This is a genomic window from Vibrio sp. SALL6 (assembly GCF_002002385.1).
Classification (GTDB): Bacteria; Pseudomonadota; Gammaproteobacteria; order Enterobacterales; family Vibrionaceae; genus Vibrio; species Vibrio parahaemolyticus.
On the sequence record NZ_MQVK01000033.1, the window covers coordinates 1 to 24380 of the forward strand.

Genomic DNA, 24380 nt, shown 5'->3' on the forward strand with positions numbered 1-24380 from the left:
AAACAAAGTCAGAGTTTAAATAGCATAACGTTATTTAATAAAAATAGACTTATAAGAAAGTAAAAGTGCTATCTGAAAATAAAAAAACTACTCATTCAGAAGCCTGTATTTGAGCTTAGGTTGCTTAATTCCTCGAAGGAATGGCAGTTTCTGAGCTATTCGCTATTTATTTCGGGGGGTATGGTAAGTGATATGAACTTCTATGCTCTTTTCTTTGCTTCTTTAATTGAAATTGTACTGCTTAGGAAATAACAACAAACAAAGTAGTGCTTTGACAGTTTCTCTTTTACACACGAGAGAAATTAAAAATTATGAAGGGTAGAAAATGGATGTGTCAGGCCAACTAAACACAGAAACGGTCGGCTCTAGCTTGCGAAAAATTCGCAGTTTTTCTCACTACGAAAAACATGACGAAGTATTTCACTCAGACCAATCTCATATTGTTGTCGTTCACAATGGTCAATTACGAGTTCAAACTGGCGATTGCACCATAGATGTCGTTGCCGGGAGTGGGGTATTTCTCTCTCAAGGTGACTACTTATTAGAGTACTCACCGCAGGGTGGGAATTATCACTCATCAATCATTGAGTTCGGCAATGAGCTAGTAAGCCAATTACTGCAAAAACACAGCGATCTTCTCATGACGTTGCCAAAAGTGGACAAACTCAACTCGGGTTTGTTTTCTTTTGGTTTGAACATTCTCATTGAGCAAGTGCTTTCCGGCATGAAAACGCTGGAGGAGCAGTCGTACCCAGACGCCATCATGCGTTTGAAGTACGAAGAAATGCTGATTCTATTGCTGCACAGTCAAGGGGGCGAAGTCCTCTATGCCTTGCTATCGCAGCAAACTAACCGAACCTCAGACCGCTTACGCCGCTTTATGGAGCAGCACTATTTGAAAGAGTGGAAGCTGACGGATTATGCTCAAGAATTTGGTGCCAGTCTCACAACCTTTAAAGAGCTTTTTAATGAGCACTATGGCATCTCTCCAAGAGCTTGGATCAGTGAGCGTCGCTTATTGCACGCACACAAGCTTTTGCTGACGAGCAAAATGAGCATTGTCGACGTGGCAATGGAAGCGGGATTTTCCAGCCAATCTTACTTTACTCAAAGTTATCGACGTCGCTTTGGCACTACGCCAAGTAAGGTCCGTTCCGGTGATGAGCAAGTCGCCATCGCGAATTGAAATGACTTATGACTAAAATTTTCTGACTAATTTTGAAAGTCACCGACGGACATAAAATTCTATTATGTTCAGCGTAAGAACGAATAATTCAAATTTATTACATCCCTTTCATTCTGGAGTGTTCGAAAGGGATGCGGAGAAGAACACAAATGAAAAAGCAGCATTGGCGACGCCGTTCGCTTTTTCCTGACAGCATTGTGACGCAAAGGAAAGTCACTGTTTTGCAAAGAGGAGCACGATATGAGAGTGCATCTCAGCCATTACAGGATCTCAATGTTGTCCACGTGAATCACCGACAGCTGTTGAGTGAAGGTGTGCTGAATGACGACCAGTTATCGTTGTTGCAACGCTTGTTGGACAGAAGTGTGGTGGACAGTTTGTGCGCCAGCCAATTGGTGAAAACGTATTTGAGACTAGGCACATCGATTGACCGTTTTGCCATGCGTCTGTTTTTAGAAATTGGCGCTCAGTTAAGTGACAGTCAACGAGTGGCGACCTTTGAGCAGAGGCTCGAATACATCAACTCTCGATTGGGCTTTCGCTTTAACTTGGCCACGCCAAAAACGCTGATCATTTGTTGCTACTTGGCGTTGACCGAATGGATTCATCGACAAACCGACCAAAGTGCGTTGCACGCCTCGGTCAAAGTGGAGCAACTGATGAATCAGCTGGATATTCAAAAAGAGTACTGGTCGAAGTTATCGGGTGAAGACACCAGCGCGATTTTTGTTGAACAACAACTTGCGTTGATTGAGAGCCAGCAAACGCAGTTAAAAGCGCAGCTAAATACACTGAACGAGCAGCAGTCACAAGTAATTGAATCTCATAAAGCGTTGGTCGATAAGTGGCAACCGTCGTTAAGCAACTTGAAAGAACTGGCGGACTACACTTCAACGACGGATATGTTCATCTCTGATTGGAAAACGTGGTGCTCTGAGGCTCGTTTACAAGCACCGGATCTCAATGAAGTCTGGGATGCATGTGACGTGGTTTATAACGACCTCAATGCCGTTGCTAAAGTGTGGCAATGGTTTAAAGACATGCAGATCGTTGGCGATGTTGATCACTACTATTTTGATATTCAAAGTGGCCAATGTGGTCAGGCTTGTAACCATCTCAGCCAGATTTAAATAGGGCAGTATATGTTAGATAAAATGATGAAATCTCTAGCGGAAACGCTAGGGATAGGGCCTTTTATTGCCGGAGAAAATGGCGCTTACACCATCGAAGTAGACCAGTTAACACTGACAATCAAACAGCACTCATCATGGATCTTATGGGAAACTGCCTTACCACTTCGATTCAATGAACATCTCAATTACCAACAAGAACAAGCATTAAAACGTTGTATGCAGCTATCACTAAAAACGCTTCGAGATACGCCAAGCGTGCTCACCACAAACGCTGATCAACAATTGATTTTGCAAGGCAAAGCGATGATAGAAAACACTTCAAATGAGCAGTTTGCAGAACTTCTTGCGCAACATGCCAACGTGTGTGAACGCTACATGGAATTGCTTGAACACGAGCGTGTTAATCACACCATCAGTCATCATGTGTGGTTACCGTAATGCGAACTCTCATGCCAAAACTAGGGCGCATTGCCGCCAAAATGACATTGTGCGCACTGTGTGTCGTTCCGATGTTTTCTGTACAAGCGACAGAGCTCAATTGGCCAGAACAACCGTTTCGTTACTATGCCGATAACGATTCGCTGAAAGATCTGCTTAACAACTTTGGTGCCAACTACCGAGTATCGGTGTCGGTGAGCGACAAAGTGAATGACCGAGTGAGTGGTCGATTCACACCAGAAAATCCAGCTGAATTTCTCGACTACCTAGCGCAAGTTTATAACTTGATGTGGTACTTCGATGGCGCAGTACTGCACGTTTACAAAGCGACAGAAACGCGCTCCCGGTTGCTGCAATTGGAACTGCTTACCGCACGCGAGCTTCGCAGTACCTTGATTTCTACCGGTGTTTGGGATGCTCGTTATGGTTGGCGCGCTGCCGAAAATAAAGGGCTGGTCTATCTAGCTGGGCCGCCACGTTACGTTGAGTTGGTGGTGCAAACCGCAGAAGCGTTAGAGAGCCGATTGCTGCAAAAGTCCAACTCGACGGATGAGCTATTTGTGGAACTCATTCCGCTTAAATATGCCTCAGCAACGGACAGAAGTATCTCGTATCGCGACCAAAGCATTACCGTTCCGGGGATTGCTTCGGTATTGAGCCGTGTGGTTGGCGGTGTTCAAACTCAAATTACGGATTCTGCGTCTGTACAAACATCGTCTGTAAATGGATTACCCGCAGAAGCAGCGAAACCTCGTGGCAAAACTGCGTCTGTGCACGGCGGTGCAACCGTAGAAGCGGAGCCGGGGCTGAATGCGATCATCGTTCGCGATACCCAAGCAAGACTGCCGTTGTATCGCAAGCTGGTCGCTCAACTCGATCAGCCACAATCTCGTATCGAGGTTGCGTTATCTATTGTGGACATCAGCGCAAACGATTTACGTCAGCTCGGTGTGGATTGGCGTGCGGGTGTATCGGTTGGAAACAACCGCATTGTCGACATCAAAACAACCGGCGACGTTGATAACGGTGATGTCACATTGGGCAGTGGTCAGAGTTTCAAGTCCTTGTTGGATTCGACCAACTTGAACTACTTGTTGGCACAAATTCGTTTATTGGAATCGAAAGGCAGTGCGCAAGTCGTTTCCAGACCAACGCTGCTCACGCAAGAAAACGTCGAAGCGGTGCTAAACAACAGCAGCACGTTTTACGTCAAATTGGTTGGCAAAGAGACGGCGGCTTTGGAAGAAGTGACGTATGGCACCTTGTTGCGTATTGTGCCTCGTATCGTTGGCGACAGATTCGCGACGCGACCAGAGATCAACTTGAGCCTTCATTTAGAAGATGGCGCAAAGATCCCAGATGGTGGTGTGGATGATCTCCCATCGGTACGTAAAACCGAAATCAGTACGTTAGCGACGGTAAAACAAGGGCAAAGCTTACTCATTGGTGGCGTATACCGAGACGAAGTGAGCCATCAGCTACGTAAAGTCCCGCTGTTGGGCGACATTCCGTACCTAGGTGCTTTGTTCCGCAGTAATACCAACACAACGCGCCGCACAGTTCGCATGTTCATTATCGAGCCGAGAATCGTGGTTGATGGCATTGGCGACAGCGTGTTGATAGGTAACGAGCATGATTTGCGCCCGAGTATTGGCCAGCTCAACAACATTTCGAACAACAGCGCAGAATTTAAATCGGTTGTTGAAGTATTCAGCTGTACGTCAAAAACGCAGGCAGAACGTTACCAACAAGACTTACTGTCACAGCAAAAGTCCTCGCTGTTAACTCAATGTCAATTGCCGTCCGGGCAAGTAGGCTGGCGAGTCAAAGTGGCGGAATGTGACCTTTCACAGGCCGAATGTGTTCGCCCTTCAGAGGAGCCATAACCGAAATGCAGCAATGGAAAATTCGTATTTTATCCGGCGTGCATTCCGGGGTTGAAGTCACACTGCCAGAAGGCGCATTAGTTTTAGGTAGCGACGACTTTATCGCAGACCTTGTGTTATCGGATGCTGGCGTAGAAGCCAATCACTTCACTTTAGTGTGTGACAGTGAATCGGTGATGTTGCGTGGATGTCAGGACGTAACCATCAACGGTGAAAACCGAGCGGTTGGTGAATCGGGCATCGAGCTAGAGCGCCACGCGGTGATCTCTGTTGGCGTGGTGAAATTTGCACTGGGTAACGTTGAAGACGAGCTGATTGTCACCAACGTTACGGATGCTCAAACCAAACAAGATGCACCAGTCGTTACTGCGCAAAGCACAAGCTGGAAAAGAACCGCACTGATAGCCGTGCTGTGCAGCGCGATACCAAGCGCGATATTCGCTGGCATGTGGTACAGCCAAGCCAATGGCAATGACAGTGAAGTTGTGGCAGAAGCCGAACCGATTGTGTTGGTACGCAATATTTTAAATGAGCTTGGGCTTAATGATGTGCGTGTGGAGTGGAACGCTACTGCTCATCAAGCGGTTTTAGAAGGTTATGTCGAAGACAGAACGCAGAAACTGCAACTGCTGGGAAGAATCGATGTTCTGGGTATTAACTACAAAAGTGACCTAAGAACGATGGAAGAAATCCGCAGAGGCGTGCGCTTCATTCTTCGTAACCTTGGCTATCACCAAGTGAAAGTCGAGAACGGGGATGAAACTGGCACGTTGCTGCTGACGGGCTACATCGATGACGCCAGCAAATGGAACCAAGTTGAACAAATTTTAGAACGCGATGTACCCGGTTTGGTCGCTTGGAAAGTCGAACTGCAGCGTGCAGGCGCGTACATGGACACATTAAAAGAGCTGCTCACCAACGCGGAGCTGCTTAAAAAAGTTCAATTAGTGACAAGTGGTGACCGCATTGAAGTACGTGGTGAATTAGACGACATCGAAACTACACGCTTTTACGGCGTGACTCGGGATTTTCGTGAGCAGTATGGTGAAAAGCCGTATCTGGTTTTGAAATCGATTCCCAAAGTCAGCAAAGGCACGGACATCGACTTCCCGTTTCGTAGCGTTAATTTTGGCCAAGTGCCGTACGTCATTCTTACCGATAACGTTCGCTACATGGTAGGAGCTCGCACTCCGCAGGGTTATCGCATATCCAGCGTAACGCCAGCAGGGATTGAGCTGGTGAAAGGCGGGCGCGTTATCACTATTGAACTTGGATACGAAGGCGAGAAAAACCATGACAAATCTTGAACAGATTCTAAATAACGACCTAAGTGGCATTGAAGTGCAAAACATTAAGAGCAAGCTCTTACAAGCACAGGCAGCGGTAAAGCGTCAGTTGGACTTGGGATGTCCTCCGCAGCAGTATCAATTGCTACTAAAACAGTATGAAGCATACACAGCGGCACAGGTTGTGATTGAAGCATACGAAGCTAACCAAAAATAAAGGGAAATCCTATGTCATTTTACGATGCGACCAACAGTGTAAACCTCGATGACGTTAAAACGAAACTTGAGCAACAAGCGAAAGACGCGAACAAATCCGTCACCGATGCCATTAAAAATCTAGAAACCAACGCGGACGATCCATCTAAGCTGGCTGAACTTCAGCACGCTATCAACAAATGGTCGGTGGTATACAACATCAACGCAACCACCACTCGTGCGATCAAAGATGTAATGCAGTCGATCCTGCAGAAGGTGTAATGCATGGAACGAGAATTACGCCAGCTGTTGGCTGAAATTGCTTTGATGGCGACGGGGATGCATCGCCATCAAGAGGCCAATACGATTGCTGATTGCCTTGAGGAGACCTCGAACTCTGAAGAAGTCGTAGTAATGATTCGTGCGATGAGCCTGATGAACAAAGGCGCGTACGAAGAGGCACATCGATTACTTGAGCCACTTTGCACCGCGTATCCTGACCTGATCAGTTTGGCGGCGCTAGCGGCTGCAAAAGCAGGGTTACTAAGCCAAGCTGAACGTTGGATGGAACTGGCAGCTCAAGGCAGCGAAGAAAGCCAAGCTTTTGCGGCGAGCTTCACCCAAGACATTAGGAATCTTGGATGAGAGTCGACCCTGGCTTTGTCGGACAAACGCCCGCTCATTCAACCGATGTTCGTCACTATGAACGCGACGATGCGAAGCGAATGAGCGAGCTTATGACGCGAGAAACTACGGCCGAAGTTTCTCGCCCAGCTCCCAAAGACACGCTGACAAAAGTAGAAGAGAAACTCAACGCAATTAAAGATTGGTATGCGTCGATCAAGGAAGCAGAGACTGTCTCTAAACAAAGCGTGCTTTCTTCGTTAAAGGACGTTTTTTCTGATCCTCAAACACAAAAAGAAGCGCTGTGGTACGCCTTTCATCAGGCGAAAAGCGCCAAAGGAACGGATGATGCCGTTCCGGAATTATTGAGCGTTCTGAAACAAGAGTTGCTCGGAGATTTTGCTGGCCAGTTAATGGCTGAGCCGCCAACAGACAGAGCAGCATTAAAAGCGATGCTTGCGCAAAGCTTCCCACTTGGCGCTCAGAAAGAACAGGCGCTTTGGCATTGTTGGGCTGAGCTAAAGTCTTTGCCAGAGATGACATCAACAGTCGATTTAGTACGTGAAGAGCTGAGTTTTGTTATCCAAAAAAACGCGATGGTGAAGAACATCATGACTCACAGCCATAAGTTAGATTTGTCGTAGGAGTACACATGATCAATACACAGTACACCGAGGTGATGCAAACCAACCTTGAGAAGTTGCAAGATGCTCAAGTCGAAGACGGGCTGAGTGAGCGTTTTGAACAAGCCATGTCCATTCCGGAGGGGAACAACGGTTTAGAAGGCGGTTTGCTAGAAAACATCAGCGAGCTAAAAAATACCATCGACAACGCGAAAAGCAGTCTGCAAGACAGCATGAAAATGGTCGGTGACGATCCTGCGCAACTGTTGCAAATGCAGTGGGCGTTAACGCGAATCACGTTTCAAGAAGAGTTGATCGCGAAAACCGTGGGTAAAACCACACAGAATGTCGAAACGCTTTTGAAGGCGCAGTAATGATGAAGAATAAAATGCGCGTGCTTTGCCTTGTATTGGCGCTGTTTTTGGTGGGTTGCCAAACCGAGCTTTACACCAATGTGAGCCAAAAAGAAGGCAACGAAATGCTGTCGATCTTGTTATCGGAAGGCGTGGTGGCGACCAAAGAACCGGACAAAGACAACAAAGTAAAATTGATGGTCGATAGCTCGCAAATCGCGTTCGCCGTTGATGCATTAAAACGCAAAGGCTACCCACGAGAGCAGTTCTCGACGTTAAAAGAAGTGTTTCCAAAAGACGATTTAATCTCCTCGCCATTGGCGGAAAGAGCGCGTTTGGTTTACGCAAAATCGCAAGAGTTGTCATCAACGCTATCGCAAATTGATGGTGTGCTGGTGGCGCGAGTCCACGTGGTACTAGAAGATCAAGATCTTCGCCCAGGCGAGCGTCCGACTCCTGCTTCGGCATCGGTGTTTATTAAACATGCTGCCGATGTGGCATTGGACTCTTACGTGCCTCAAATCAAATTGTTGGTGAACAACAGTATTGAAGGGCTGAATTACGACCGCATTAGCGTCGTGATGGTGCCATCTTCGGAGGTGCGAGTGACGACTCAAAGCAACCAATTTAAAAGCATTTTGTCGGTGCAAGTTACCAAAGAAACGGCGAACCATCTCATCGGGATTTTAGTATTTATGGTACTGCTATTGATCGGCTCGAATGTCGCGACGTTCACGTGGTGCCGCAGGAGCGCAAAGCGTGGTTAAACCTGAAACACCGATGGCTCAGGTGCTGCATCAGTTCAACTACTGCCCATGTCAGTACCTAGAGCAAAACTGGATCGTGCCAAAACAGCCTTGGCTTCTTAATTTGGATGGCTGGCGAGATAACCCAAACTTCAACCTTTGGTGTTTAGAGGAGTGGGCGCTTGCGCCTGTGCCAGAAACGGCTTTTAACAAGCCACACCATAGCTTGGCTCTGCTTCCTCCTGATGCGCTCAGTACGTTAATGCTCACCATTGGCGGGGCGTTGCACAGTTTTGCGATGCGGCAAGTGGTTCTTAAAAAGCCCAAGCAGTGTTTGAACAACGTGTTTGGTTTGGATGTCGCCCGTTTTCTTATTCAGCAAGGGCCGATGTTGTTGTCACAATGGCCGAAAGGTTGGCAAAAAGCGCTACCAGACATGATGAAAGAAGACGAAGTTGAACGTCACATGCTCAAACAGGGCTACGCATGGATGAAGTTCATCTTAGCGAGCTCTTCTCACGATATTTTGCTCCGTTGGCAGTTCAAGCTCGATCAATCACTTAGCCAAGTGAAAGAAAACACCTCTTGGCTCGTTGAAGAGCAGCGTGATCTCGCGTACCGACTCACCAAAAAAATCGCAAAACAGGTTATTCCCCAATGGTTTCATTTGTTGAAATAAAAACCGACAACTTGCAGTTAGCGCCAGGTTTAAAGGTGCTCAAAGCCAAGGATTACGTTAGTTATCTCGATTCGCAACATTTGGTTGAAGCGGCGAATTCGAAAGCCGACAGCATCATTGCTAAAGCGCAGCAAGCGTATGAAACCGAAAAGCAGCGCGGCTATCAAGATGGTTTGGAGCAGGCGAAAATAGAAAATGCGCAAGCGATGGTCGCTACTTTGGCTCGCTGCAATGAATATTACCTGCAAGTTGAGCACAAAATGACGAACGTCGTCTTAGACGCGGTGCGTAAAATCATCGACACATTTGATGACGTTGACACCACGATCAGCGTGGTCAGAGAAGCGCTGCAATTGGTGAGTAATCAAAAGCAAGTGATCTTACACGTTCATCCTGAGCAAGTGGTTGACGTGAGAGAGAAAGTTGCTGGCGTTTTGAGTGATTTTCCTGAAGTGGGTTATGTCGATGTGGTTGCCGATGCGCGCCTCAAAAACGGTGGCTGCATACTGGAAACCGAAGTCGGCATTATTGACGCCAGTATCGATGGGCAGATTCAGGCGTTAAAGCAAGCGATGGTGAAACAACTCAGTGAGCGGAAAATGACGTCACCAGAGTAGGGCATCACCGCCAAATCAATCGAACACAAAGCTCAGCACATTGCTGAGCTTTGTTGTTTTCAAACGTCTTAAAACGAAAAAAATCCGACCATCTTTAGCATATTAATCGCGCCGAATGATGAAAAATAACAGCATCAAAACGGCCTGGGTCACTCTGTTTTAATGACTCGTCCGCCGAATTCGTAACAAGCACAATAGGATTATTCATTCAAATGGCTAATGGATTTATTACCGCTTTGATGACGGATTTTGCTCACCGTTGCCAAATAGAACAACTGGTTTTTGATGGCGACGATTGCTGTCATCTTTTGATTGACCAAGACACGGCAATCACTGTGCGTGCTGAGGATGATCGCCTGACGCTCATTGGCTTGATTTCTGGCGACAAACCAGAACATGACGTGATGCTGCAATACATGAAAGCGTCGCTCACTCAAGGCTCACCAGCCGTTTATTGGGACGATGAAGTCGGTTTTGTTGGCTTTGTTCATCTAAGTCAGCAATGGCTGGATGCAGCGATGTTAGATGAATCTCTCGGCAATTTCATTGAATGGTTAAAAAGCACGACAAACTCAACAATCAGTGACGAGCCAAGCGCGCCAGTGATGGATGCTAACCAATTCTCTACATTAAGGGTGTAAATCATGATCAGTTTTGGAAATGTGAGTGCATTGCAAGCGGCGATGCCACAAGCTCGTAATGAGATTCTAAATGAAGGCAAACTCAGCATTGGTGGTAAGGAATATACGATCAATGCTGCTACTCAAGAGTTTACACGCGCAAACCCTACAAGTGGTGCTGTCGCGCGCTTCTTTGAAGCTACTGGGAAATTATTTCGTGAAGGCAGCACGCAGTCTGTGGCAAAAGCGATCACAAAAGCAGTGTTTGACAACGAACAGGGACAAGCTCAGCGTTTGCAAACATCGTCTTCTGTCGAGCATGGTCAGATGTTGTTTAAAGACGCGAACCTCAAAACGCCTTCAGATGTTCTGAATGCGTTTGCGAAGCTGGACAGCAAAATGGTGAAGTCTCACGCTGCTGAGCTGAGCCAACTTGCCGAACGAGCCATGACAGAAGTGATGCTAGAGACGGATTCTGGCAAGAACCTCAAAGCGCTGATTGGTGATGATGCCGTTAAATCGCTCGCGGTGCGTGTGGTGAAAGATTACGGCGGTGGCGTGGCGGCTGCTCAGAAAAACCCAGAAGTACGCATCAACCAAATGCAAGCTGTCTTTGACATGGAGGTGATGCACCTAAAAGCAGCGCAGCGACATATTGAAGGGCTCGCAAGTACGGATTTAGACCAAGGCGTGTATGCAGAAGGTCTTCCTGAAGACGCTTTCAATAAAGCTGGCGTGACCAACAATGTTGAACGCGCAGCGGCTTGGATCATCAACGCTTCAAACTCAAAAGGGAACGATGCAGAAAACATCACGTCATTATTGAAAGAGTACGCGACCAACGGTAAAGACTTGCTGAATATGGACAACCTAAAAGAGTTGCATGCTCGTTTGGTACCAAATGTAGAACGCGATTACCGTGGGCCAAATATCTCTGGTGGCACATTACCATCTAGTATTGGTGGGGAAGGCATGTTGAAGCAACACATTGAAGGCTTTTTGAAAGAGAATCCAGTTGCGGACAAAGACCTCGGTAAACATTTATTTGCTGGTGTGATTGGTTATCACGGCTTTACCGATGGCAACGGACGCATGGGGCGCATGCTTTATGCCATCGCTGAACTGCGTAATGACTCGTTCAACCCTCTGGCGATGAATGCCGAAAATAGCCTTCACGGTATCAAATAACTCAACGCACCAAATAACTCAGTGATTTTCGGTGTTGGTATTTGTATGTTGGTAAGAGCGGCGAGCGCCGCTCTTTTTGTTGCCGATGTTCATGCGATTCAATCTCATCGACTTTTAAAACGGCCAATAGCAATAAAATTCGGACGTTTAAATAAAGTCCAACTTCAAAGCTCACCCTAAAATGTCCCTCATCGTTATGCGCTTACTTCAATAAGCCGTCATCAAATTTAACAGGACACAACATGGATACCGGAAAGATCAATATTCTTCTCGCAGAGCTAGGGGATTCACTCAACCTTGAGCGTGTTACAGAGTTTGAGCATCAAATGTGGTCACTCTGTTTCAGCGAAGATAACGCTATCGATGTGCAATTTGTGCAAGAGAAGAACGAGGTGCTTGTTTCAAAAAGCCTAGTGGTAGAGAAAGATATTCTCACCGCCGACAAGCTCCAAGTGCTGCTGGAATACAACTTTTTGTATCGCGAAACGGGCGGAGTGCAGTTTTGTATCAACCCAACCACCAAAGACATTCTGCTTCAAATCGCCATCACGGCAGACACCGAGATCAGCCAATTAGCCAACGTGATCAGTCAGTTGAATGAGTTGAGTGACACTTGGGTGCAACTGTTCCAAAACAACACGGTTGTCGATTTTAGCCAACAAACTGGCTCACACCCGTTTATTCAAGTTTAAGGTTTTTACATGGTTAATATCAATACGTCACACATGCAGTCGTTGAGCCAGCTGACGTCACATTTGGCGACACAGAATCAAGCGGACGATAAAGAGATTCGAGCACACAACGGCAAAGACATTTTCGTCAAAGAAGGTGCGCCAAAAAACAAAAGCGTGAGCGCTCGTATTAGCCATCAGAACAAAGCGAAAGACATCGTGGTGAATCTGCTCACCAAGCAGGGCATTCCAAAAGATGTGGCGAAGCAAATGCTACAAAACGTGCTCAATGGCGAAAACAAACTGACGCTCGGCAATTTGAAAAATCTTGAAAGATTGTCGTCTGGCCCAAGTTCGCATTGGCCTGCCGCCCAAACCGACACCTCGTCTTCCAAAACCAGCAAAGCCTCATCCAGCGTGGCGCTGATCAACGAGCACAAAGACAGCCTTCAAAAGCTGGGGGATTTTGCGTGTACAGACTTAAATACGTTTGGTCAAAAAGGGTCGCAGTTTTATGAAACAAAAGGCGCGCCAAGGCTAAAAGCTCTTTACGCGAACCAAGCACGAATCGCGCAAGACCAAAGAGCGACCATGTCTGCCAGCGCAGTTCAAGCTGCCGCTCAAAGAGGCAATGCTCCGCAGCTAAGTACATTACAGAACATTGCTAAGTATGTACAAAATGCCAAGGCAGGTTGCTGTACCACATTTGCTTTCGCTGCCGCTGCTGAAATGATTCAAGGCATGTCGGGCACACCAGAAAACCAGCCAAAAGTAGAAGTTGTGGCGTTTAAAAAAGGCCATTCTGGCACGCACCTTTATGTATTGGTGGGGAGACAAGAAGGCAGCGACATTAAAGACCCATCGACGTGGAATAAAGACGTAAAAATCGTCGATCCTTGGGCGGCGTCAGCATTTGGTGCGACCATGTTCGGTGATGCCCAACGCCCGCCAGTATCGAACATGTTCCCCCCAACAGAAGTGATTTTCGATAGCCACAAACTTGGTTAATCGAGGTTTGTACGTTGATTTGACTTCGAACATGAAAATCAAACCCGTAAGAAAAGAGCAGCTGAGTGTTGCTCTTTTTTATTTATAAACCAAATAGTTAAATTGAGGTTGTATCTGAGGCCATCATCACAAAGAAACGGTGAAAGTGACAAAAATAAAACCATTAGCGACATCGTCAAAATGGGAATCGGTGTTCAATAGAGTGACGGAAACAAGAGGAAAGATTATGAACACGATTCAACCACTGCTCGATGAGTTTTGTCGTTTAAATGAATTACCACCGCTCATTTTAGAAGATGGAAATCGTTGTCAGCTTCTCGTTGATGATCGATTCGTGCTGTACTTCACCGCCACAGAAGATGACGCCTTAATGCTCTCTGTTGCGTTTGGCGGCTTAGAAAAATCGGGAGAGTTGCGTGTAAGAGGCTTAGAGCTATTAGCCCGCGCAAATTACCAAAGAGTAGGCAGTGGCAACTTGGCGTTATCGCTCGCCCCGAATGGTCGACAACTTGTCTTAGTGGGTCGCCAACCTACTGAGCATCTTAACTCAGCCAACTTGACAGTTTGGTTCCACGAAATCATCGAACAGACCGAACTTTGGCAAGCGCGTTTTGCCATGTTGGATCAAGATCTTTCAGCCACTTCAAATCATGAACAAAGTCATGTTCAACCACTGCGTGTGTAGGAGGGAGTTATGGTGAATACAACGCAAAAAATCAGTCAAAGCCCAGTACCCGATTTGGAACAGTTTCGTGCCATTGCCGCGCAAAAAGATGACCGAGTAATCAGCAAAAGAGGCGAAGTCAAAGAGCCATCTACGTTCCATAAAGGCCACAAGTTTGCTTCTGTTAGCGAAGGCGTATTAAGAAAAAAATACACCAAGTTCTTCCAAGAGAACATCAAAACGCACCTCGACTTGAAGCAGGCACTGCTTAAGGAAGAAAAACCAGAAACCGCACTTTTGGCTTATTCATTAGTCAGTCCGTCAGGCTACCGAGGAGAACCATTAACCGAGCGAAAAATTTTGGAAGTGGTGAGCCTACTTGATGAAGTAAAAGTCGACGGTGACACCTATCAGCAGCTCAAAAATACGTTTGATTCGATCAGCAAAGATCCGCGTATGCAGGTCAGTTTGGAAAACCAGTATCCTGGGAAAATGGACGGTTTCGGCGCCCAGTTGTTGGAAATGGGAAAAGAGAAGCTGAAAGGCTCGGGTGTTAACGCTGCCATCAATTTGGCGTTACCCGGCGTAGGCTTACTCGTCGCCACAGGGCGTGAACTTCATAAAGCGTCCGTCAATGGCGATGCCGAAGCGTATCATCATCAACTCGAACAAATCTCGCAATTGCCGGGAAGAGATCAGCGCTTATCGATGCCAATGCAACAAACGTTAGCCATTGGTCACGCGATGCTGTCCGCTGAGGGCGCAGTTGGTGCCACACTTGGCATGGCGACAGGCGGTTTGGGTACGTTTGGTGTAAGCTCTGTGGCGACGGCAGGGGTTACGCCGATAGCAAAAGAAGCCATTGGAACTGCTTTAGCCACTGGCATTATCAGCGGCGGGGGGTTTGTTGCTGGCCAAGCTGGGGCGTATGGCTTAAATAACGAAGTGCAAGACCAACTCAAACAAGGGCCAATGTCTGGTGTGCTGCCACGTTTGGAAATTTCAAACGTGAAGGGCGATTTCACTTTTAGCATGCAGGAGCCGGCGGCAGTTCGCGCACTGATGGCGTATCTTGGTCCTAAAGAAGATACATCAATGAGCTCACCTCAAGCGCCAAAAGAAGCGCAAGAGATGGAAGCCGCACGTTTAACACTCAAGCAAATGCTTGGCTCAAGCCCGAGTGAACATCTCGTTCCTGATGTCGACTCACTGCTTAAACTGAGCGATGAAGACATGCCAAGTCAGACGGAATCTACGGCGAACGGTGCATTTAAAAAGCTGTTAAGTGAAGATTGGGATTGGCTGATGCCTGCTGTCCGAGCAATGGATAAAGGTGAAGCGAGCAAAATCAACGAGAAGTTGACGTACAAGCTGCCTTTGGACGCGGCAAACGGACGTGTGTATCTCGATAAGAGCCCGAACCTAAGTGACGCCCAGCTTGACGCATTAGATAAACTCGGCTCACCAAGCCAGTTACGACTAATGTACTTAGCCGAAGGCTGGATTTAAAAGAAAAGGGAGCATTCGCTCCCTTTTTGCCTATTATATCGCCGCTTAAACAGTGCCATGTTTAACGTGAACTTATTGATTGGGGTTGAGATGGTCAAACGCGGCTAACATTTCGTCTTTAGATAACTGGTCTCCCATTCTTCCTCGTTTTACATATTGATGCTCGAAGCTTGTTGCGCCTTTGGCTCGAACTAATGCAGCAAATTCGTCAATAAAGTGTTGTTCAAATTTACTATTGAACGAGTTAAACAATATGACCCGTTTGTTGGTTAAATCGTTGTCTTTCACAAATTGCCAAATAGGTGGGGCTGGAATGTATAACCAAATAGGAGAGCCGAGATAAACCGTATCGTAAGAGGAGAGGTCGATATGCTGTGGGACGATCTCTGCCACATTACTTCTGGCATCTTTCAACGCACTTATCCATCCTGGAATGCCGAGCGCGTAGCTTTTGGCAAAAATTTCATAAACATGCCCATTTGTTTTGTTGGCAATATGTTCGGACAGAGTGGCGGTATTTCCTGAGCGAGAGAAAACGACGATTGCGGTTTTAGACTCACCGGTTAACGAGTGCTGCAGATGTTCCTGCTTTTGTTTGTGCTTGCGGTATTGTGAGTTTTCGATTTGAGTAACGACGAGAGCAACCACCATCAAAAATACGAACAATATAAATAGAACGATGAGCGTCCATCGAAACATAGTCACTGACCTATGGCTATTAACTGGGAAATAGGAATAACAGAGAAGTAAGAGTGCGACCGGTTTGGTGGCACTCTTGATTTCAGATTACTTCAAATGCTTATCCAAGAAGGACGAGACTTTCTCCATTGCCATGCCAACTGCTTGTGGATGGTCATACAACTCATAGTGAGACCAGTTCTCTAGATCAACTAGCTGGCGATCCTTTGATGCGACAGCTCGACCATAAACCTCCTGACCATCGCGATAAGCGCCAAACGCTCCCACTTTTTGACCAATCACGGTCATCACTGGTTGAGTTAATAAGGTTTCAGTGAAGGCAAAAGCATCCCAACTTAGGGTTTTCTGAGCATGAGAAAACAACATGCGCGTGGCTCCGCCTTCAGTCTGTCCGCGAGGCGTTTTATAGTAGTCAGTCGCCTCAAACACATCGCGCTCCGTTAAGCCATTTTCTTTGGCAAACTCTAGGCTTGGTGGAAGAAGTTCGTTGACTTGTAATTCTCCGCCGCGAGCTTCAGCGGTACGCTGTGCCGCCATTGCTTCCAGCGTGCCGTTTGGGTTGTACAAGCTGAATCCTTCACGGAATAAGCGTCCCACATTGACTGGCGTAATGCCCACGACCGCTTTCAAACGTTTTTCTGTTAAAGCGGCACTGATGACATAAGCCCCGCCACCGCAAATTCCCAAGCCACCAATTCGAGTTTCATCGACATACGGCAGGGTTACTGCGTAGTCGATAACGCGACTGATGTCTTCAACGCGTTGGCTTGGGTCTTCAACATAACGAGGTAACCCTCCAGATTCACCTTGAAAGCTCGCATCAAAGGCGATCACCACGTAACCAAGCTCAGCTAATGCTTTTCCGTATACCGCGCTTGACGTTTGCTCTTTGCAACTGCCAAATGGGTGAACGCTTATCATGGTTGGGTAACGTTTGGATTCATCAAAACCTTCAGGTAGTAGAATAAGTGCCGCTATATCCCAAGCCATATCTGCGTTTCTAAATGTTACTTTTTGAGTGTTCATATCTTTGTTCCTAGTTTCAAGTTTGGCTCGAGATCGCAGAGCCAAACTATCTGGTATCTCAAATCAATCTGTTAAAGCGTGCGTTGGAAAAACGGCGCTAGAGCGCCAATCGCTTCTGCTATAGGGGTTTCACCATCATAAAGATCCATGTGATTTGCGCCGTCAACGACATACATGTGTTTATCCGTACTCGCCGCTCGTTCCATTAGGTCATCGCTCATCCATTTGCTGCCAGCCTCGCTACCGACAACGGTCAGCAATGGCTGAGTCAAGAACGCTTCTGCTTTAAAAAACGCATCGTAAGTGATGATTTGATTCAAACTACGTGCGGTTGCAAAGCCCGGCGCTGTGCAATATGCCGCGCGATCGGTGTGGTAATACTCCCACGCTTGGCGTAACTCTTCGTTTGGTGCGTCTTCTTCTTTTAACGGTGCCATTGGGATTGTGACAAATTCAGCACCGCTCGCGTCTGAAGTTCTGGCGAGTGATCCCGCCTCGATGTAAGGGATGGCGTCGCTGTCTTTTACACTGTTATCCCAACCATTACGGAACATTTGACCGATATTAACCATGCTGACGGTACCGACAGCCTTAATGCGGCGGTCATTAATCGCTGCGTTCGCGGTGTAACCGGCACCTGCACAAATCCCCATTGCACCAATACGTTCGTTATCTACGTAGTCAAGAGTGGTGAGATAATCGATAACGGCACTCACATCTTCGGTACGAATGTGAGGGTTTTCTAATTGGCGAGGCTCACCTGTACTTTCGCCCTGAAACGATGCGTCGAATGCGATAGTCACGAAGCCATGTTCTGATAGTTTTTTCGCGTAGGTTCCCGCTGTCTGCTCTTTAACGCCGCCACCAGGATGAGAAACTACAATGGCAGGATACGGTTTAGATTCATCAAAGTTTTCAGGAACGTTAATCACCGCTGCAATAGAGATACCCAGACCATTTAGATTTTTGAAAGTAACTTTAGACATAACGAAATTCTCCTGTAGCGTTTCACTGTTTTGTCTCGTGGGGCGTAAGCCTTGGGTTAATACTAGTGAACGAACTGTATTAGATAAATATCGTTTTACACACATGACTGTTAAGTTATACTTAACAAATGGCTATTGAACCTTCCCTAATATCTTCACTAACGTGGTTTGCGCATGTAGCGCGCCATCGCAGTTTTACGAAAGCCGCCTCCGAAATGGGAGTGACGCGGGCTGCATTGTCGCAGCATGTCAAAGGACTAGAAAAACAACTTCAAGTCAGGCTGCTAAATCGCACGACACGAAACATGTCTCTGACCGAAGAAGGGCAGCGTTTGCTCGACACCCTTCATCCTTCATTGAGCAATATTGAGCAAGCCCTAAATTCGCTGAATGATTTACATATCGAGCCCGCGGGGCTCATTCGTATTAGCGTGTCTAGAACAGCCGCTCGGCTTCTTATCGAACCGCACTTGGGGGAGTTTTTATCTCGTTATCCGAAAATACGTTTAGAGCTGATCATGGATGACGGTCTGACAAATATTGTTGCGGAAGGGATGGATGCAGGAATACGTTTAGGTGTTAGCTTGGATGAGCACATGGTCGCGATTCCAATCACTCCAAATCTGACAAACGCGATAGTCGGTTCTCCAGATTACTTCAAGCGATATGGCAAACCTGAAACGCCGAATGACTTAGAGCATCACAACTGCCTCGCGTACCGTTTTACCTCCAGTGGCACACTCGACCATTGGTCACTCACGTCTCCTGATGTTGATAAACATACGGTGATATTTGAACCGAAAGGCAATGCGGTGTTCAACGACGATTACAGCATGTTGCAAGCTGCTATTCAGGGTGTGGGACTTATCAAGCACATTGATTTATGGGTATTGAAGTATCTTGAAGAAGGGAAACTGGAGCGCGTTTTTGTTGATTGGTGTAAACCGTTTCCGGGCTTTTATCTCTATATCCCTTCACGTGAAAACATGCCCAAGAAAATCCGCGTCCTTATGGATTTTCTGATTGAAAAGCGCGCTGAGTTTTAGGTTTACAAGTAAATCATACGCGCTTTCTGCAGACGTATCCGTGCTAGAAATGTTAAATCAACCTGAGTTTCATTGAGGACAAAGCAACGTACTTTGCCCTTTGAATAAAACTATCTTTGAGTACCATCAGATTCCAATGACGCCAGCCAACGGAGCACTTCTGCCGTGGCTTCAATTAATTCGCTTGGGATGTATTGGTCAACGTTGCCGTCGGCATAAAGCGCACGCGCCAATGGCACTTTTTGCATTACTGGCACGCCTTCTTCTCGTGCAATTGCAATCATGCGTTTAGCCGTCGCATCGGTTTCCATCAGAGTGATCACAGGTAAAGGTGTTTCGCCTTTTTTGTAGTACAGACCAACCGCGATGTGAGTTGGGTTCGTTACTAATACGTTGGAGCGCTTAACGTTTTCGCGTTGATTAGAAGCTTGAAGTTCTTGATGAAGCTGACGGCGTTTACTTTTGATTTCCGGGCTGCCTTCCATCTCTTTGTACTCACGTTTCACTTCGTCCTTGCTCATTTTGAGCTTCTTCGTGTGGTCAAACTTTTGGTAGGCAAAATCTGCCGCAGCGATCACAACAAAACCAACCGATGAAATGATCATCAATTGTTTAATCATAACTCCCGTCACCGCAGGGACACATTCCAATCCACAAGTTGGAATTTGCATTAAGGTGTTGATGTTGCCCCGCAACGTAACCCAAATGATGCAGGAAAGCAGAGACACCTTGAGTATCGACTTGATGAACTCAATGACGCTTTTTAGCGAGAAGATGCGCTTTGCGCCCTCGACAGGGTTTATTTTCTTAATGTCGGGCTTGATGGATTCGCCACTAAAAAGAAAACCAAACTGCCCCATGTTAGAAAAAATCGCGATAAGCGCTGCGACCAAAATAATTGGCGCGAGGAGGTAAGCCATCTCTTTGGCGATAGCGATGGCAACATCGATCAATGCGTCTTGAAAGCCTTGATATGCGAGCTCGCTTGGCAGCAAAAGTAGGGCAGAGATGTGCGACATGTAGTAATCGGCAAAGGCGAACAGCACGGCGATGAGTGCCAGAATTAACGCCGAAGAGACGATCTCCTGGCTCTTTGCGACTTGTCCCTTTTTGCGGGCGTCGCGGAGCTTTTTGGCGGTGGGTTGTTCGGTTTTTTCACCACTCATAGAACATCCTAACCTTTATTTCCAAATCGTGTTGAGCTGATCGCCAAAGCGAGTGATGCCATAAAATAGTGCTTCAAAGTGATCCATCATTAATCCGAGATAGACGATCAATAACACACTCGCGATGGCACTTTTGATGGGCATCGCCAAGAAGAAAACGTTGAGTTGTGGCGCAAAGCGGCTGATCAGCGCAAGGCCAAATTCGGCTAAGAACATCGCGAGCACAAGTGGCGCCGACATTAATACACCAAGCCACATTAACTGTTGGAACTGATCATAGAAAAAGCTTACCCACGCGTCCGTGACCATCGGAAAAAAGCCGAGTATTGGCCAAGTGGTGTAGCTTTTAAACAGAGCGTAGATAAATGCAACAAAGCCACCTCCAGAGAAGAACAAGGTGATCAATGTTTGGGTGAGTAACACCGCCGTTGGGGTGGATTGAGAACCCAGCGTTGGGTTGAACATGCTTGCCATCGCCGCGCCGCGTTGGTTATCCACCAAAAAGCCAGTGGCTTCAATCGCCCAAAAAGGAATGGCTGCGACAAAGCCAATCAGCATACCCAGCAAGACTTCTTTGCCTAGAATCACAATCAACCAAAGGCCGTCAGTTTCGGCGGGCAATGCTTGCTCGTTTACGACGGGAAAAATAAACAACGCAAGTGAGCAAAGTACGCCGTTACGGATCATTGCACCGCCAAGCATCTGTTTGCTCAAAATAGGCAGAAAGATAAAGCACGCCATGAGCCTTGGCAGCGTCAAGCTATAAAGAAACAAAGCTTGGTGTAAATCGTCGTAACTCATCGTATTTGTGGAATTTTATCCAGAGCGAGTGAGGCAAAAGCGTGCAGTTCTGCACCTAGCCACTGCGTTGTGATGAACAAGGTGATGATCACGGCAATGAGCTTCACGACAAACCCTAACGTTTGCTCTTGTACCTGAGTCAGTGCTTGGATCAGCGACACTAAGGTGCCGACTAATGCTGCGACCAAAATTGGTGGTAGCGACAAGAACAGAACCAAAGTGAGTGCTTGCGTTGTGAAATGGATGATTTCTGCAGGATTCATTCTCTCTCCTTCATCAACCGTAACTCAGCACTAAGCCGTGCGTGAGTTTTGTCCAGCCATCAAGCAAAACGAAAAGCAGCAACTTGAAGGGCAGAGAAATGGTCATCGGTGACACCATCATCATCCCCATTGCGAGCAGAATATTGGAAACAATCAAATCGATAGCGATAAACGGCAAGTAGAGTAGGAAGCCGATTTCAAAAGCCCGCGTTAACTCGCTGACCGTAAATGCAGGCAGCAACAGCAATAAGCTGTCGGATTCCAAACGGTCCACGTATTTTTGTGGCCACAGCGTGCGTGCTGCGTCGGTAAAAAATATCGCTTCGGTTTCACGGATGTGCTTTTTCAAAAACTCGCGATACGGCTGTAAACCACTTTCAATCAGGCCCTCAACGCTGGCAGAGTCTTCCAAAGAAATGTCGTGCTGTTTTACGTAGTCGTACGTTTCAAAGCCAACCGGTGCCATGATGAAAATCGACAAAATGATCGCCAAGCCATACAGCGCCATATTCGGCGGAATCTGTTGTACGCCAAGCGCATTTCGCAGCAGCGAAAACACGACCGCGAGTTTCACAAATGAGGTCGCCATCATGGCGATAAACGGGAGCAATGCCAGCAGCGCAAGGCTGACAATGAGGTTTAGCTCATCAGGTAACTGAATCATGCCGGCTCCTGAGTGCCGCCGAATAATTCAAGCACACGTACACCTAAATGATCGTTGACGTTTACCAGTTCACATTCACCAATGATTTTACCATTCGCGCGCAGTGTCACGGGCTTAGACACCGGTTGGTTGAGCTCGAAAACGTACCCAGGTTGCAGTTGGTTGAGTTGTTCCAGCGTGACGGTTTGGTGGCCGATGTCGAACGTGAGTTCCACAGGCAGTTGCTGGTGGTCTGTGAGTGTTTCGGATGTGTTTACGTCATTCATATCGGTTTCTTTCTCAATGATGTAGAGGGTGTTGTCTTCAAGCTGGCAACGCCACAGATTCTTATTGGATACCTGAAAAATCGCTTGTTGCTGGGCGATGTAGCATTGGTCAAAAAAGATCACGTCTCCAAGCTCTAACGAATGGAATTGATTTAAGTTCAGGTGCGTTTTGCCAAGGCTTAGCCAGACAGGAAGGGCAATATGCTGAGTCAGTTGCGACGAGCATGGCGGCAGTGCATCAACTAAAACGCTTTGACCTTCACTTACCCACAAACAAAGTGATGCGCTCGGTTTGTTTAGCGTCAGCATTAAGGTATTGCGCTGCGTTTCGCTTTGTTCCAGCGGTTGTAATTTGCTGAGGATAGGTAACTGACCAAATAGGCGTTTGAACGCGTCAGCATGAGGCTCAATCTGCGTACTGAGCAGAGCTAACTGCAACGAGTTTGGGAGAGATTCAAACGCTGTCGCATTCAAAGTTGAGTGAAGCCATTGCTGCAGTTGCGCGGAACAAAAATCGACTTGAATGGTTTGTCCACCAACCAGAGTGGTCAAGCGGTAGCCAGAAAATTCCGGTTTTTGCGATGCGGTTATTGAGATGCTGTGTTCATCACGCCCTTGAAAGTGGCATTGTTTAGCACAGAGCTGATTGGTCAGCGCAATGCTCTCGGCATCGACTGTTGGGATGGTTAATTTCATTGATCCGCCTCGGGTTGCCATTCTTCATAAACGCTACGTTGTTGGCGTGATTGTTGTTGATCTTGCTGTGTGTGACCGTGTTGCGACGTCTGCTCGCTGATCGATACGCGCAAAGGCTGTTCAAAGCCCATGCGGTTTAAACGTTCTGCCAGATCTTGCCTTGCTTGTTGATTGATGATGGAAAGCGCATGCTCTTGTCGAATCGTCACGCTATAACCTTGCGAATCTAACTTGATGTGGATTTCGCCACCTTTGAGTTGGCCCTCGCTCAGAAACAATCGTACTTCTTTCTCATTCGATGCCGTTGGTAGGGCCACGTACACTTTATCCACCAATTGCTGAATCAATTGGCTGACTTCACGAGTTGGTTGAGTTGGTTGTGGAGTCGAGATGCCTTTCAAAATCACATCGCCTTGAGTAATCGGTGTTGTGACTGGTTGATGCATCGGCTTGTCACTGCTTTTTTCTGAATCCAACATGGCTTTATCTAGCAACGTGCGCTCAGCCTGTCTCGCTTTGGGATGTTCATCATTCGGGAGTGGTGTTTTCAAATGGCGCGAATTAAAGCCAAGTGATGAGTCACCCTCATGCTTGTTTACTTCAGTTTTAGTTGCAGTTTTGTGCACAGCTGAAGTGACAGGATGAGAGGCGAGTGACGCAGACGTCGCAGACGCAACGGTTGTTGATGCTAATGTCGACGCTAAAGCGTCGGATACCGTTTCAATTGTGTCCGGCTTCGTTCCCGCAGTAGGAATGTGCTTAGTATCTTTCGGCGACTGTGTCGACTCGTGTAACTCTGCTGTTTTAGCAGCCGCGAGTTCGGTTTTAGAATCATCATGATCTTCGGCCAAGCGTTCAAATGCGTCTTGCTCGTCAGCGTTTTTCTCACGCTTATTCGAAGGCTCCATTGGTAGTTTCTTATCACCGGTAGTAGGAATTCGAATGTCAGATTTCATGTGTGCGTCCATATCGCTTGGCGTTTTGTCTTGGGTGTTAAGAGCGATAGGTGACGACGTATCTGATTCGTTGTTTTTATTCTCTGTGACGGCGTCACCACTTTGAGCAAAAGCAGATTTCTCAGCAGTCTTACGCTGGTTGCTACCTGTCGAATGCAGTGACGCAAGAGAGCGCTCTGAGTAATTTTCAGTAAACGGTTTTTTAGCTTCTAAAGCCGCTTGATTGTTGGTTTCATTTGGCTGTGGTTTGGTTTGGTCTGGGTTTTCCTTGAGCGCACGCTCAAAACGCGATTGAAGCATAGCATGATCGTCAATCGGCATTGGAGATTGTGATGAATGAGGCTGCGTACTTGGGGTATCCGTACTTGGTTTAATGCGCATGATG

At 47.0% G+C, this 24380-nt stretch carries 28 protein-coding genes and 1 pseudogene; 20 read left to right on the top strand and 9 right to left on the bottom strand.

Annotated features, from left to right (window positions below):
* The first annotated feature begins 325 nt into the window (after window positions 1-325).
* The 19 genes and pseudogenes from exsA (at window position 326) to vopQ (ending at window position 15426) form a co-directional block, all read left to right on the top strand.
* On the top strand, window positions 326-1186 hold the full coding sequence (gene exsA / locus BIW15_RS20000; RefSeq protein ID WP_077281521.1) for a type III secretion system transcriptional regulator ExsA: 861 nt from the start codon (window positions 326-328) through the stop codon (window positions 1184-1186).
* 131 nt (window positions 1187-1317) lie between these two features.
* A complete protein-coding gene (gene esxD / locus BIW15_RS20005; RefSeq protein WP_077281522.1) occupies window positions 1318-2316 on the top strand; it encodes a type III secretion system regulon anti-activator ExsD in 999 nt (332 codons plus the stop codon).
* Window positions 2317-2328: 12 nt separating this feature from the next.
* Window positions 2329-2757: a YscB family type III secretion system chaperone VscB gene (gene vscB / locus BIW15_RS20010; RefSeq protein ID WP_017448955.1), complete on the top strand. Its 429-nt coding sequence runs from the start codon at window positions 2329-2331 to the stop codon at window positions 2755-2757.
* Between the two features lie 92 nt (window positions 2758-2849).
* A pseudogene (gene vscC, locus BIW15_RS20015) lies at window positions 2850-4643 on the top strand (SctC family type III secretion system outer membrane ring subunit VscC); the annotation flags it as partial.
* Window positions 4644-4648: 5 nt separating this feature from the next.
* On the top strand, window positions 4649-5950 hold the full coding sequence (gene vscD, locus BIW15_RS20020; protein ID WP_017448957.1) for a SctD family type III secretion system inner membrane ring subunit VscD: 1302 nt from the start codon (window positions 4649-4651) through the stop codon (window positions 5948-5950).
* The gene (locus BIW15_RS20025; protein WP_015296814.1) at window positions 5937-6146 is read left to right on the top strand and encodes an EscE/YscE/SsaE family type III secretion system needle protein co-chaperone; all 210 of its coding nucleotides are present in this window, start codon (window positions 5937-5939) and stop codon (window positions 6144-6146) included. Before vscD ends, BIW15_RS20025 begins: the two co-directional genes overlap by 14 nt.
* An 11-nt stretch (window positions 6147-6157) precedes the next feature.
* Complete coding sequence (gene vscF / locus BIW15_RS20030; RefSeq protein WP_005464566.1) at window positions 6158-6406, top strand: type III secretion system needle filament protein VscF; 249 nt, start codon at window positions 6158-6160, stop codon at window positions 6404-6406.
* 3 nt (window positions 6407-6409) lie between these two features.
* Window positions 6410-6769 carry a YscG family type III secretion system chaperone VscG gene (gene vscG, locus BIW15_RS20035; RefSeq protein WP_005477707.1) on the top strand — a complete coding sequence of 120 codons (360 nt, stop codon included), beginning with the start codon at window positions 6410-6412 and terminating at the stop codon, window positions 6767-6769.
* Window positions 6766-7392, top strand: coding sequence for a YopR family T3SS polymerization control protein VscH (gene vscH, locus BIW15_RS20040; protein ID WP_075110596.1), 627 nt, complete (start codon window positions 6766-6768; stop codon window positions 7390-7392). Before vscG ends, vscH begins: the two co-directional genes overlap by 4 nt.
* Before the next feature lie 8 nt (window positions 7393-7400).
* On the top strand, window positions 7401-7745 hold the full coding sequence (vscI, locus tag BIW15_RS20045) for a SctI family type III secretion system inner rod subunit VscI (RefSeq protein WP_005464519.1): 345 nt from the start codon (window positions 7401-7403) through the stop codon (window positions 7743-7745).
* Complete coding sequence (vscJ, locus tag BIW15_RS20050; RefSeq protein WP_025507895.1) at window positions 7745-8491, top strand: SctJ family type III secretion inner membrane ring lipoprotein Vsc; 747 nt, start codon at window positions 7745-7747, stop codon at window positions 8489-8491. The genes vscI and vscJ overlap by 1 nt, the downstream gene beginning before the upstream one ends.
* Window positions 8484-9149, top strand: a complete 666-nt coding sequence (gene vscK, locus BIW15_RS20055) for a SctK family type III secretion system sorting platform protein VscK (RefSeq protein ID WP_025532555.1) — start codon at window positions 8484-8486, stop codon at window positions 9147-9149. Before vscJ ends, vscK begins: the two co-directional genes overlap by 8 nt.
* Entirely contained in the window at window positions 9128-9766 is a 639-nt protein-coding gene (gene vscL, locus BIW15_RS20060; RefSeq protein ID WP_005464499.1) for a SctL family type III secretion system stator protein VscL, read from the top strand. The genes vscK and vscL overlap by 22 nt, the downstream gene beginning before the upstream one ends.
* Window positions 9767-9978: 212 nt before the next feature.
* Window positions 9979-10407 (top strand): CesT family type III secretion system chaperone, encoded by a 429-nt coding sequence (locus BIW15_RS20065; protein ID WP_077281524.1) that lies wholly within the window; start codon window positions 9979-9981, stop codon window positions 10405-10407.
* Between the two features lie 3 nt (window positions 10408-10410).
* Window positions 10411-11574 carry a T3SS effector adenosine monophosphate-protein transferase VopS gene (gene vopS / locus BIW15_RS20070; RefSeq protein WP_024700593.1) on the top strand — a complete coding sequence of 388 codons (1164 nt, stop codon included), beginning with the start codon at window positions 10411-10413 and terminating at the stop codon, window positions 11572-11574.
* 242 nt (window positions 11575-11816) lie between these two features.
* Complete coding sequence (locus tag BIW15_RS20075) at window positions 11817-12266, top strand: type III secretion system chaperone (protein WP_005464342.1); 450 nt, start codon at window positions 11817-11819, stop codon at window positions 12264-12266.
* Window positions 12267-12275: 9 nt separating this feature from the next.
* On the top strand, window positions 12276-13253 hold the full coding sequence (gene vopR, locus BIW15_RS20080) for a type III secretion system effector VopR (protein WP_020903705.1): 978 nt from the start codon (window positions 12276-12278) through the stop codon (window positions 13251-13253).
* A 226-nt stretch (window positions 13254-13479) separates the two neighbouring features.
* Window positions 13480-13938, top strand: coding sequence for a CesT family type III secretion system chaperone VecA (vecA, locus tag BIW15_RS20085; protein ID WP_021454315.1), 459 nt, complete (start codon window positions 13480-13482; stop codon window positions 13936-13938).
* Between the two features lie 9 nt (window positions 13939-13947).
* Window positions 13948-15426 (top strand): type III secretion system effector VopQ, encoded by a 1479-nt coding sequence (gene vopQ, locus BIW15_RS20090; protein WP_017448963.1) that lies wholly within the window; start codon window positions 13948-13950, stop codon window positions 15424-15426.
* A 72-nt stretch (window positions 15427-15498) separates the two neighbouring features.
* Here vopQ and BIW15_RS20095 read toward each other — a convergent pair whose 3' ends face one another.
* The 3 genes from BIW15_RS20095 to BIW15_RS20105 form a co-directional block, all read right to left on the bottom strand.
* Complete coding sequence (locus BIW15_RS20095; RefSeq protein ID WP_179115317.1) at window positions 15499-16125, bottom strand: flavodoxin; 627 nt, start codon at window positions 16123-16125, stop codon at window positions 15499-15501.
* An 87-nt stretch (window positions 16126-16212) separates the two neighbouring features.
* The gene (locus BIW15_RS20100; protein WP_077281526.1) at window positions 16213-17151 is read right to left on the bottom strand and encodes an alpha/beta hydrolase; all 939 of its coding nucleotides are present in this window, start codon (window positions 17149-17151) and stop codon (window positions 16213-16215) included.
* 71 nt (window positions 17152-17222) lie between these two features.
* Window positions 17223-18137, bottom strand: a complete 915-nt coding sequence (locus BIW15_RS20105; RefSeq protein ID WP_005477772.1) for an alpha/beta hydrolase — start codon at window positions 18135-18137, stop codon at window positions 17223-17225.
* A 128-nt stretch (window positions 18138-18265) separates the two neighbouring features.
* Between BIW15_RS20105 and BIW15_RS20110 the strand changes: the two genes are divergently transcribed.
* On the top strand, window positions 18266-19183 hold the full coding sequence (locus BIW15_RS20110; protein WP_077281527.1) for a LysR family transcriptional regulator: 918 nt from the start codon (window positions 18266-18268) through the stop codon (window positions 19181-19183).
* 110 nt (window positions 19184-19293) lie between these two features.
* Here the strand turns inward: BIW15_RS20110 and vscU are convergent, their stop codons facing one another.
* The 6 genes from vscU to vscP are packed head-to-tail and all read right to left on the bottom strand — an operon-like array spanning window position 19294 to window position 24376.
* Complete coding sequence (gene vscU, locus BIW15_RS20115; RefSeq protein WP_077281528.1) at window positions 19294-20349, bottom strand: SctU family type III secretion system export apparatus subunit VscU; 1056 nt, start codon at window positions 20347-20349, stop codon at window positions 19294-19296.
* Window positions 20350-20364: 15 nt separating this feature from the next.
* Window positions 20365-21150, bottom strand: a complete 786-nt coding sequence (gene vscT / locus BIW15_RS20120; protein ID WP_005464642.1) for a SctT family type III secretion system export apparatus subunit VscT — start codon at window positions 21148-21150, stop codon at window positions 20365-20367.
* Window positions 21147-21413 carry a SctS family type III secretion system export apparatus subunit VscS gene (gene vscS, locus BIW15_RS20125; protein WP_005464497.1) on the bottom strand — a complete coding sequence of 89 codons (267 nt, stop codon included), beginning with the start codon at window positions 21411-21413 and terminating at the stop codon, window positions 21147-21149. Before vscS ends, vscT begins: the two co-directional genes overlap by 4 nt.
* A 13-nt stretch (window positions 21414-21426) precedes the next feature.
* Window positions 21427-22077 (bottom strand): SctR family type III secretion system export apparatus subunit VscR, encoded by a 651-nt coding sequence (vscR, locus tag BIW15_RS20130; protein WP_077281529.1) that lies wholly within the window; start codon window positions 22075-22077, stop codon window positions 21427-21429.
* Window positions 22074-23060 carry a SctQ family type III secretion system cytoplasmic ring protein VscQ gene (gene vscQ, locus BIW15_RS20135; RefSeq protein ID WP_077281530.1) on the bottom strand — a complete coding sequence of 329 codons (987 nt, stop codon included), beginning with the start codon at window positions 23058-23060 and terminating at the stop codon, window positions 22074-22076. The genes vscR and vscQ overlap by 4 nt, the downstream gene beginning before the upstream one ends.
* On the bottom strand, window positions 23036-24376 hold the full coding sequence (gene vscP, locus BIW15_RS20140; protein WP_077281531.1) for a type III secretion system needle length determinant VscP: 1341 nt from the start codon (window positions 24374-24376) through the stop codon (window positions 23036-23038). The genes vscQ and vscP overlap by 25 nt, the downstream gene beginning before the upstream one ends.
* Window positions 24377-24380: the final 4 nt, after the last annotated feature.

What these genes read in the sequence shown, in the direction of transcription:
- exsA (WP_077281521.1), top strand. Translation starts at nt 326, where the DNA reads ATGGATGTGTCAGGCCAACTAAACACAGAAACGGTCGGCTCTAGCTTG.
- esxD (WP_077281522.1), top strand. Translation starts at nt 1,318, where the DNA reads ATGCGGAGAAGAACACAAATGAAAAAGCAGCATTGGCGACGCCGTTCG.
- vscB (WP_017448955.1), top strand. Translation starts at nt 2,329, where the DNA reads ATGTTAGATAAAATGATGAAATCTCTAGCGGAAACGCTAGGGATAGGG.
- vscD (WP_017448957.1), top strand. Translation starts at nt 4,649, where the DNA reads ATGCAGCAATGGAAAATTCGTATTTTATCCGGCGTGCATTCCGGGGTT.
- BIW15_RS20025 (WP_015296814.1), top strand. Translation starts at nt 5,937, where the DNA reads ATGACAAATCTTGAACAGATTCTAAATAACGACCTAAGTGGCATTGAA.
- vscF (WP_005464566.1), top strand. Translation starts at nt 6,158, where the DNA reads ATGTCATTTTACGATGCGACCAACAGTGTAAACCTCGATGACGTTAAA.
- vscG (WP_005477707.1), top strand. Translation starts at nt 6,410, where the DNA reads ATGGAACGAGAATTACGCCAGCTGTTGGCTGAAATTGCTTTGATGGCG.
- vscH (WP_075110596.1), top strand. Translation starts at nt 6,766, where the DNA reads ATGAGAGTCGACCCTGGCTTTGTCGGACAAACGCCCGCTCATTCAACC.
- vscI (WP_005464519.1), top strand. Translation starts at nt 7,401, where the DNA reads ATGATCAATACACAGTACACCGAGGTGATGCAAACCAACCTTGAGAAG.
- vscJ (WP_025507895.1), top strand. Translation starts at nt 7,745, where the DNA reads ATGATGAAGAATAAAATGCGCGTGCTTTGCCTTGTATTGGCGCTGTTT.
- vscL (WP_005464499.1), top strand. Translation starts at nt 9,128, where the DNA reads ATGGTTTCATTTGTTGAAATAAAAACCGACAACTTGCAGTTAGCGCCA.
- BIW15_RS20065 (WP_077281524.1), top strand. Translation starts at nt 9,979, where the DNA reads ATGGCTAATGGATTTATTACCGCTTTGATGACGGATTTTGCTCACCGT.
- vopS (WP_024700593.1), top strand. Translation starts at nt 10,411, where the DNA reads ATGATCAGTTTTGGAAATGTGAGTGCATTGCAAGCGGCGATGCCACAA.
- BIW15_RS20075 (WP_005464342.1), top strand. Translation starts at nt 11,817, where the DNA reads ATGGATACCGGAAAGATCAATATTCTTCTCGCAGAGCTAGGGGATTCA.
- vopR (WP_020903705.1), top strand. Translation starts at nt 12,276, where the DNA reads ATGGTTAATATCAATACGTCACACATGCAGTCGTTGAGCCAGCTGACG.
- vecA (WP_021454315.1), top strand. Translation starts at nt 13,480, where the DNA reads ATGAACACGATTCAACCACTGCTCGATGAGTTTTGTCGTTTAAATGAA.
- vopQ (WP_017448963.1), top strand. Translation starts at nt 13,948, where the DNA reads ATGGTGAATACAACGCAAAAAATCAGTCAAAGCCCAGTACCCGATTTG.
- BIW15_RS20095 (WP_179115317.1), bottom strand. Translation starts at nt 16,125, where the DNA reads ATGTTTCGATGGACGCTCATCGTTCTATTTATATTGTTCGTATTTTTG.
- BIW15_RS20100 (WP_077281526.1), bottom strand. Translation starts at nt 17,151, where the DNA reads ATGAACACTCAAAAAGTAACATTTAGAAACGCAGATATGGCTTGGGAT.
- BIW15_RS20105 (WP_005477772.1), bottom strand. Translation starts at nt 18,137, where the DNA reads ATGTCTAAAGTTACTTTCAAAAATCTAAATGGTCTGGGTATCTCTATT.
- BIW15_RS20110 (WP_077281527.1), top strand. Translation starts at nt 18,266, where the DNA reads ATGGCTATTGAACCTTCCCTAATATCTTCACTAACGTGGTTTGCGCAT.
- vscU (WP_077281528.1), bottom strand. Translation starts at nt 20,349, where the DNA reads ATGAGTGGTGAAAAAACCGAACAACCCACCGCCAAAAAGCTCCGCGAC.
- vscT (WP_005464642.1), bottom strand. Translation starts at nt 21,150, where the DNA reads ATGAGTTACGACGATTTACACCAAGCTTTGTTTCTTTATAGCTTGACG.
- vscS (WP_005464497.1), bottom strand. Translation starts at nt 21,413, where the DNA reads ATGAATCCTGCAGAAATCATCCATTTCACAACGCAAGCACTCACTTTG.
- vscR (WP_077281529.1), bottom strand. Translation starts at nt 22,077, where the DNA reads ATGATTCAGTTACCTGATGAGCTAAACCTCATTGTCAGCCTTGCGCTG.
- vscQ (WP_077281530.1), bottom strand. Translation starts at nt 23,060, where the DNA reads ATGGCAACCCGAGGCGGATCAATGAAATTAACCATCCCAACAGTCGAT.
- vscP (WP_077281531.1), bottom strand. Translation starts at nt 24,376, where the DNA reads ATGCGCATTAAACCAAGTACGGATACCCCAAGTACGCAGCCTCATTCA.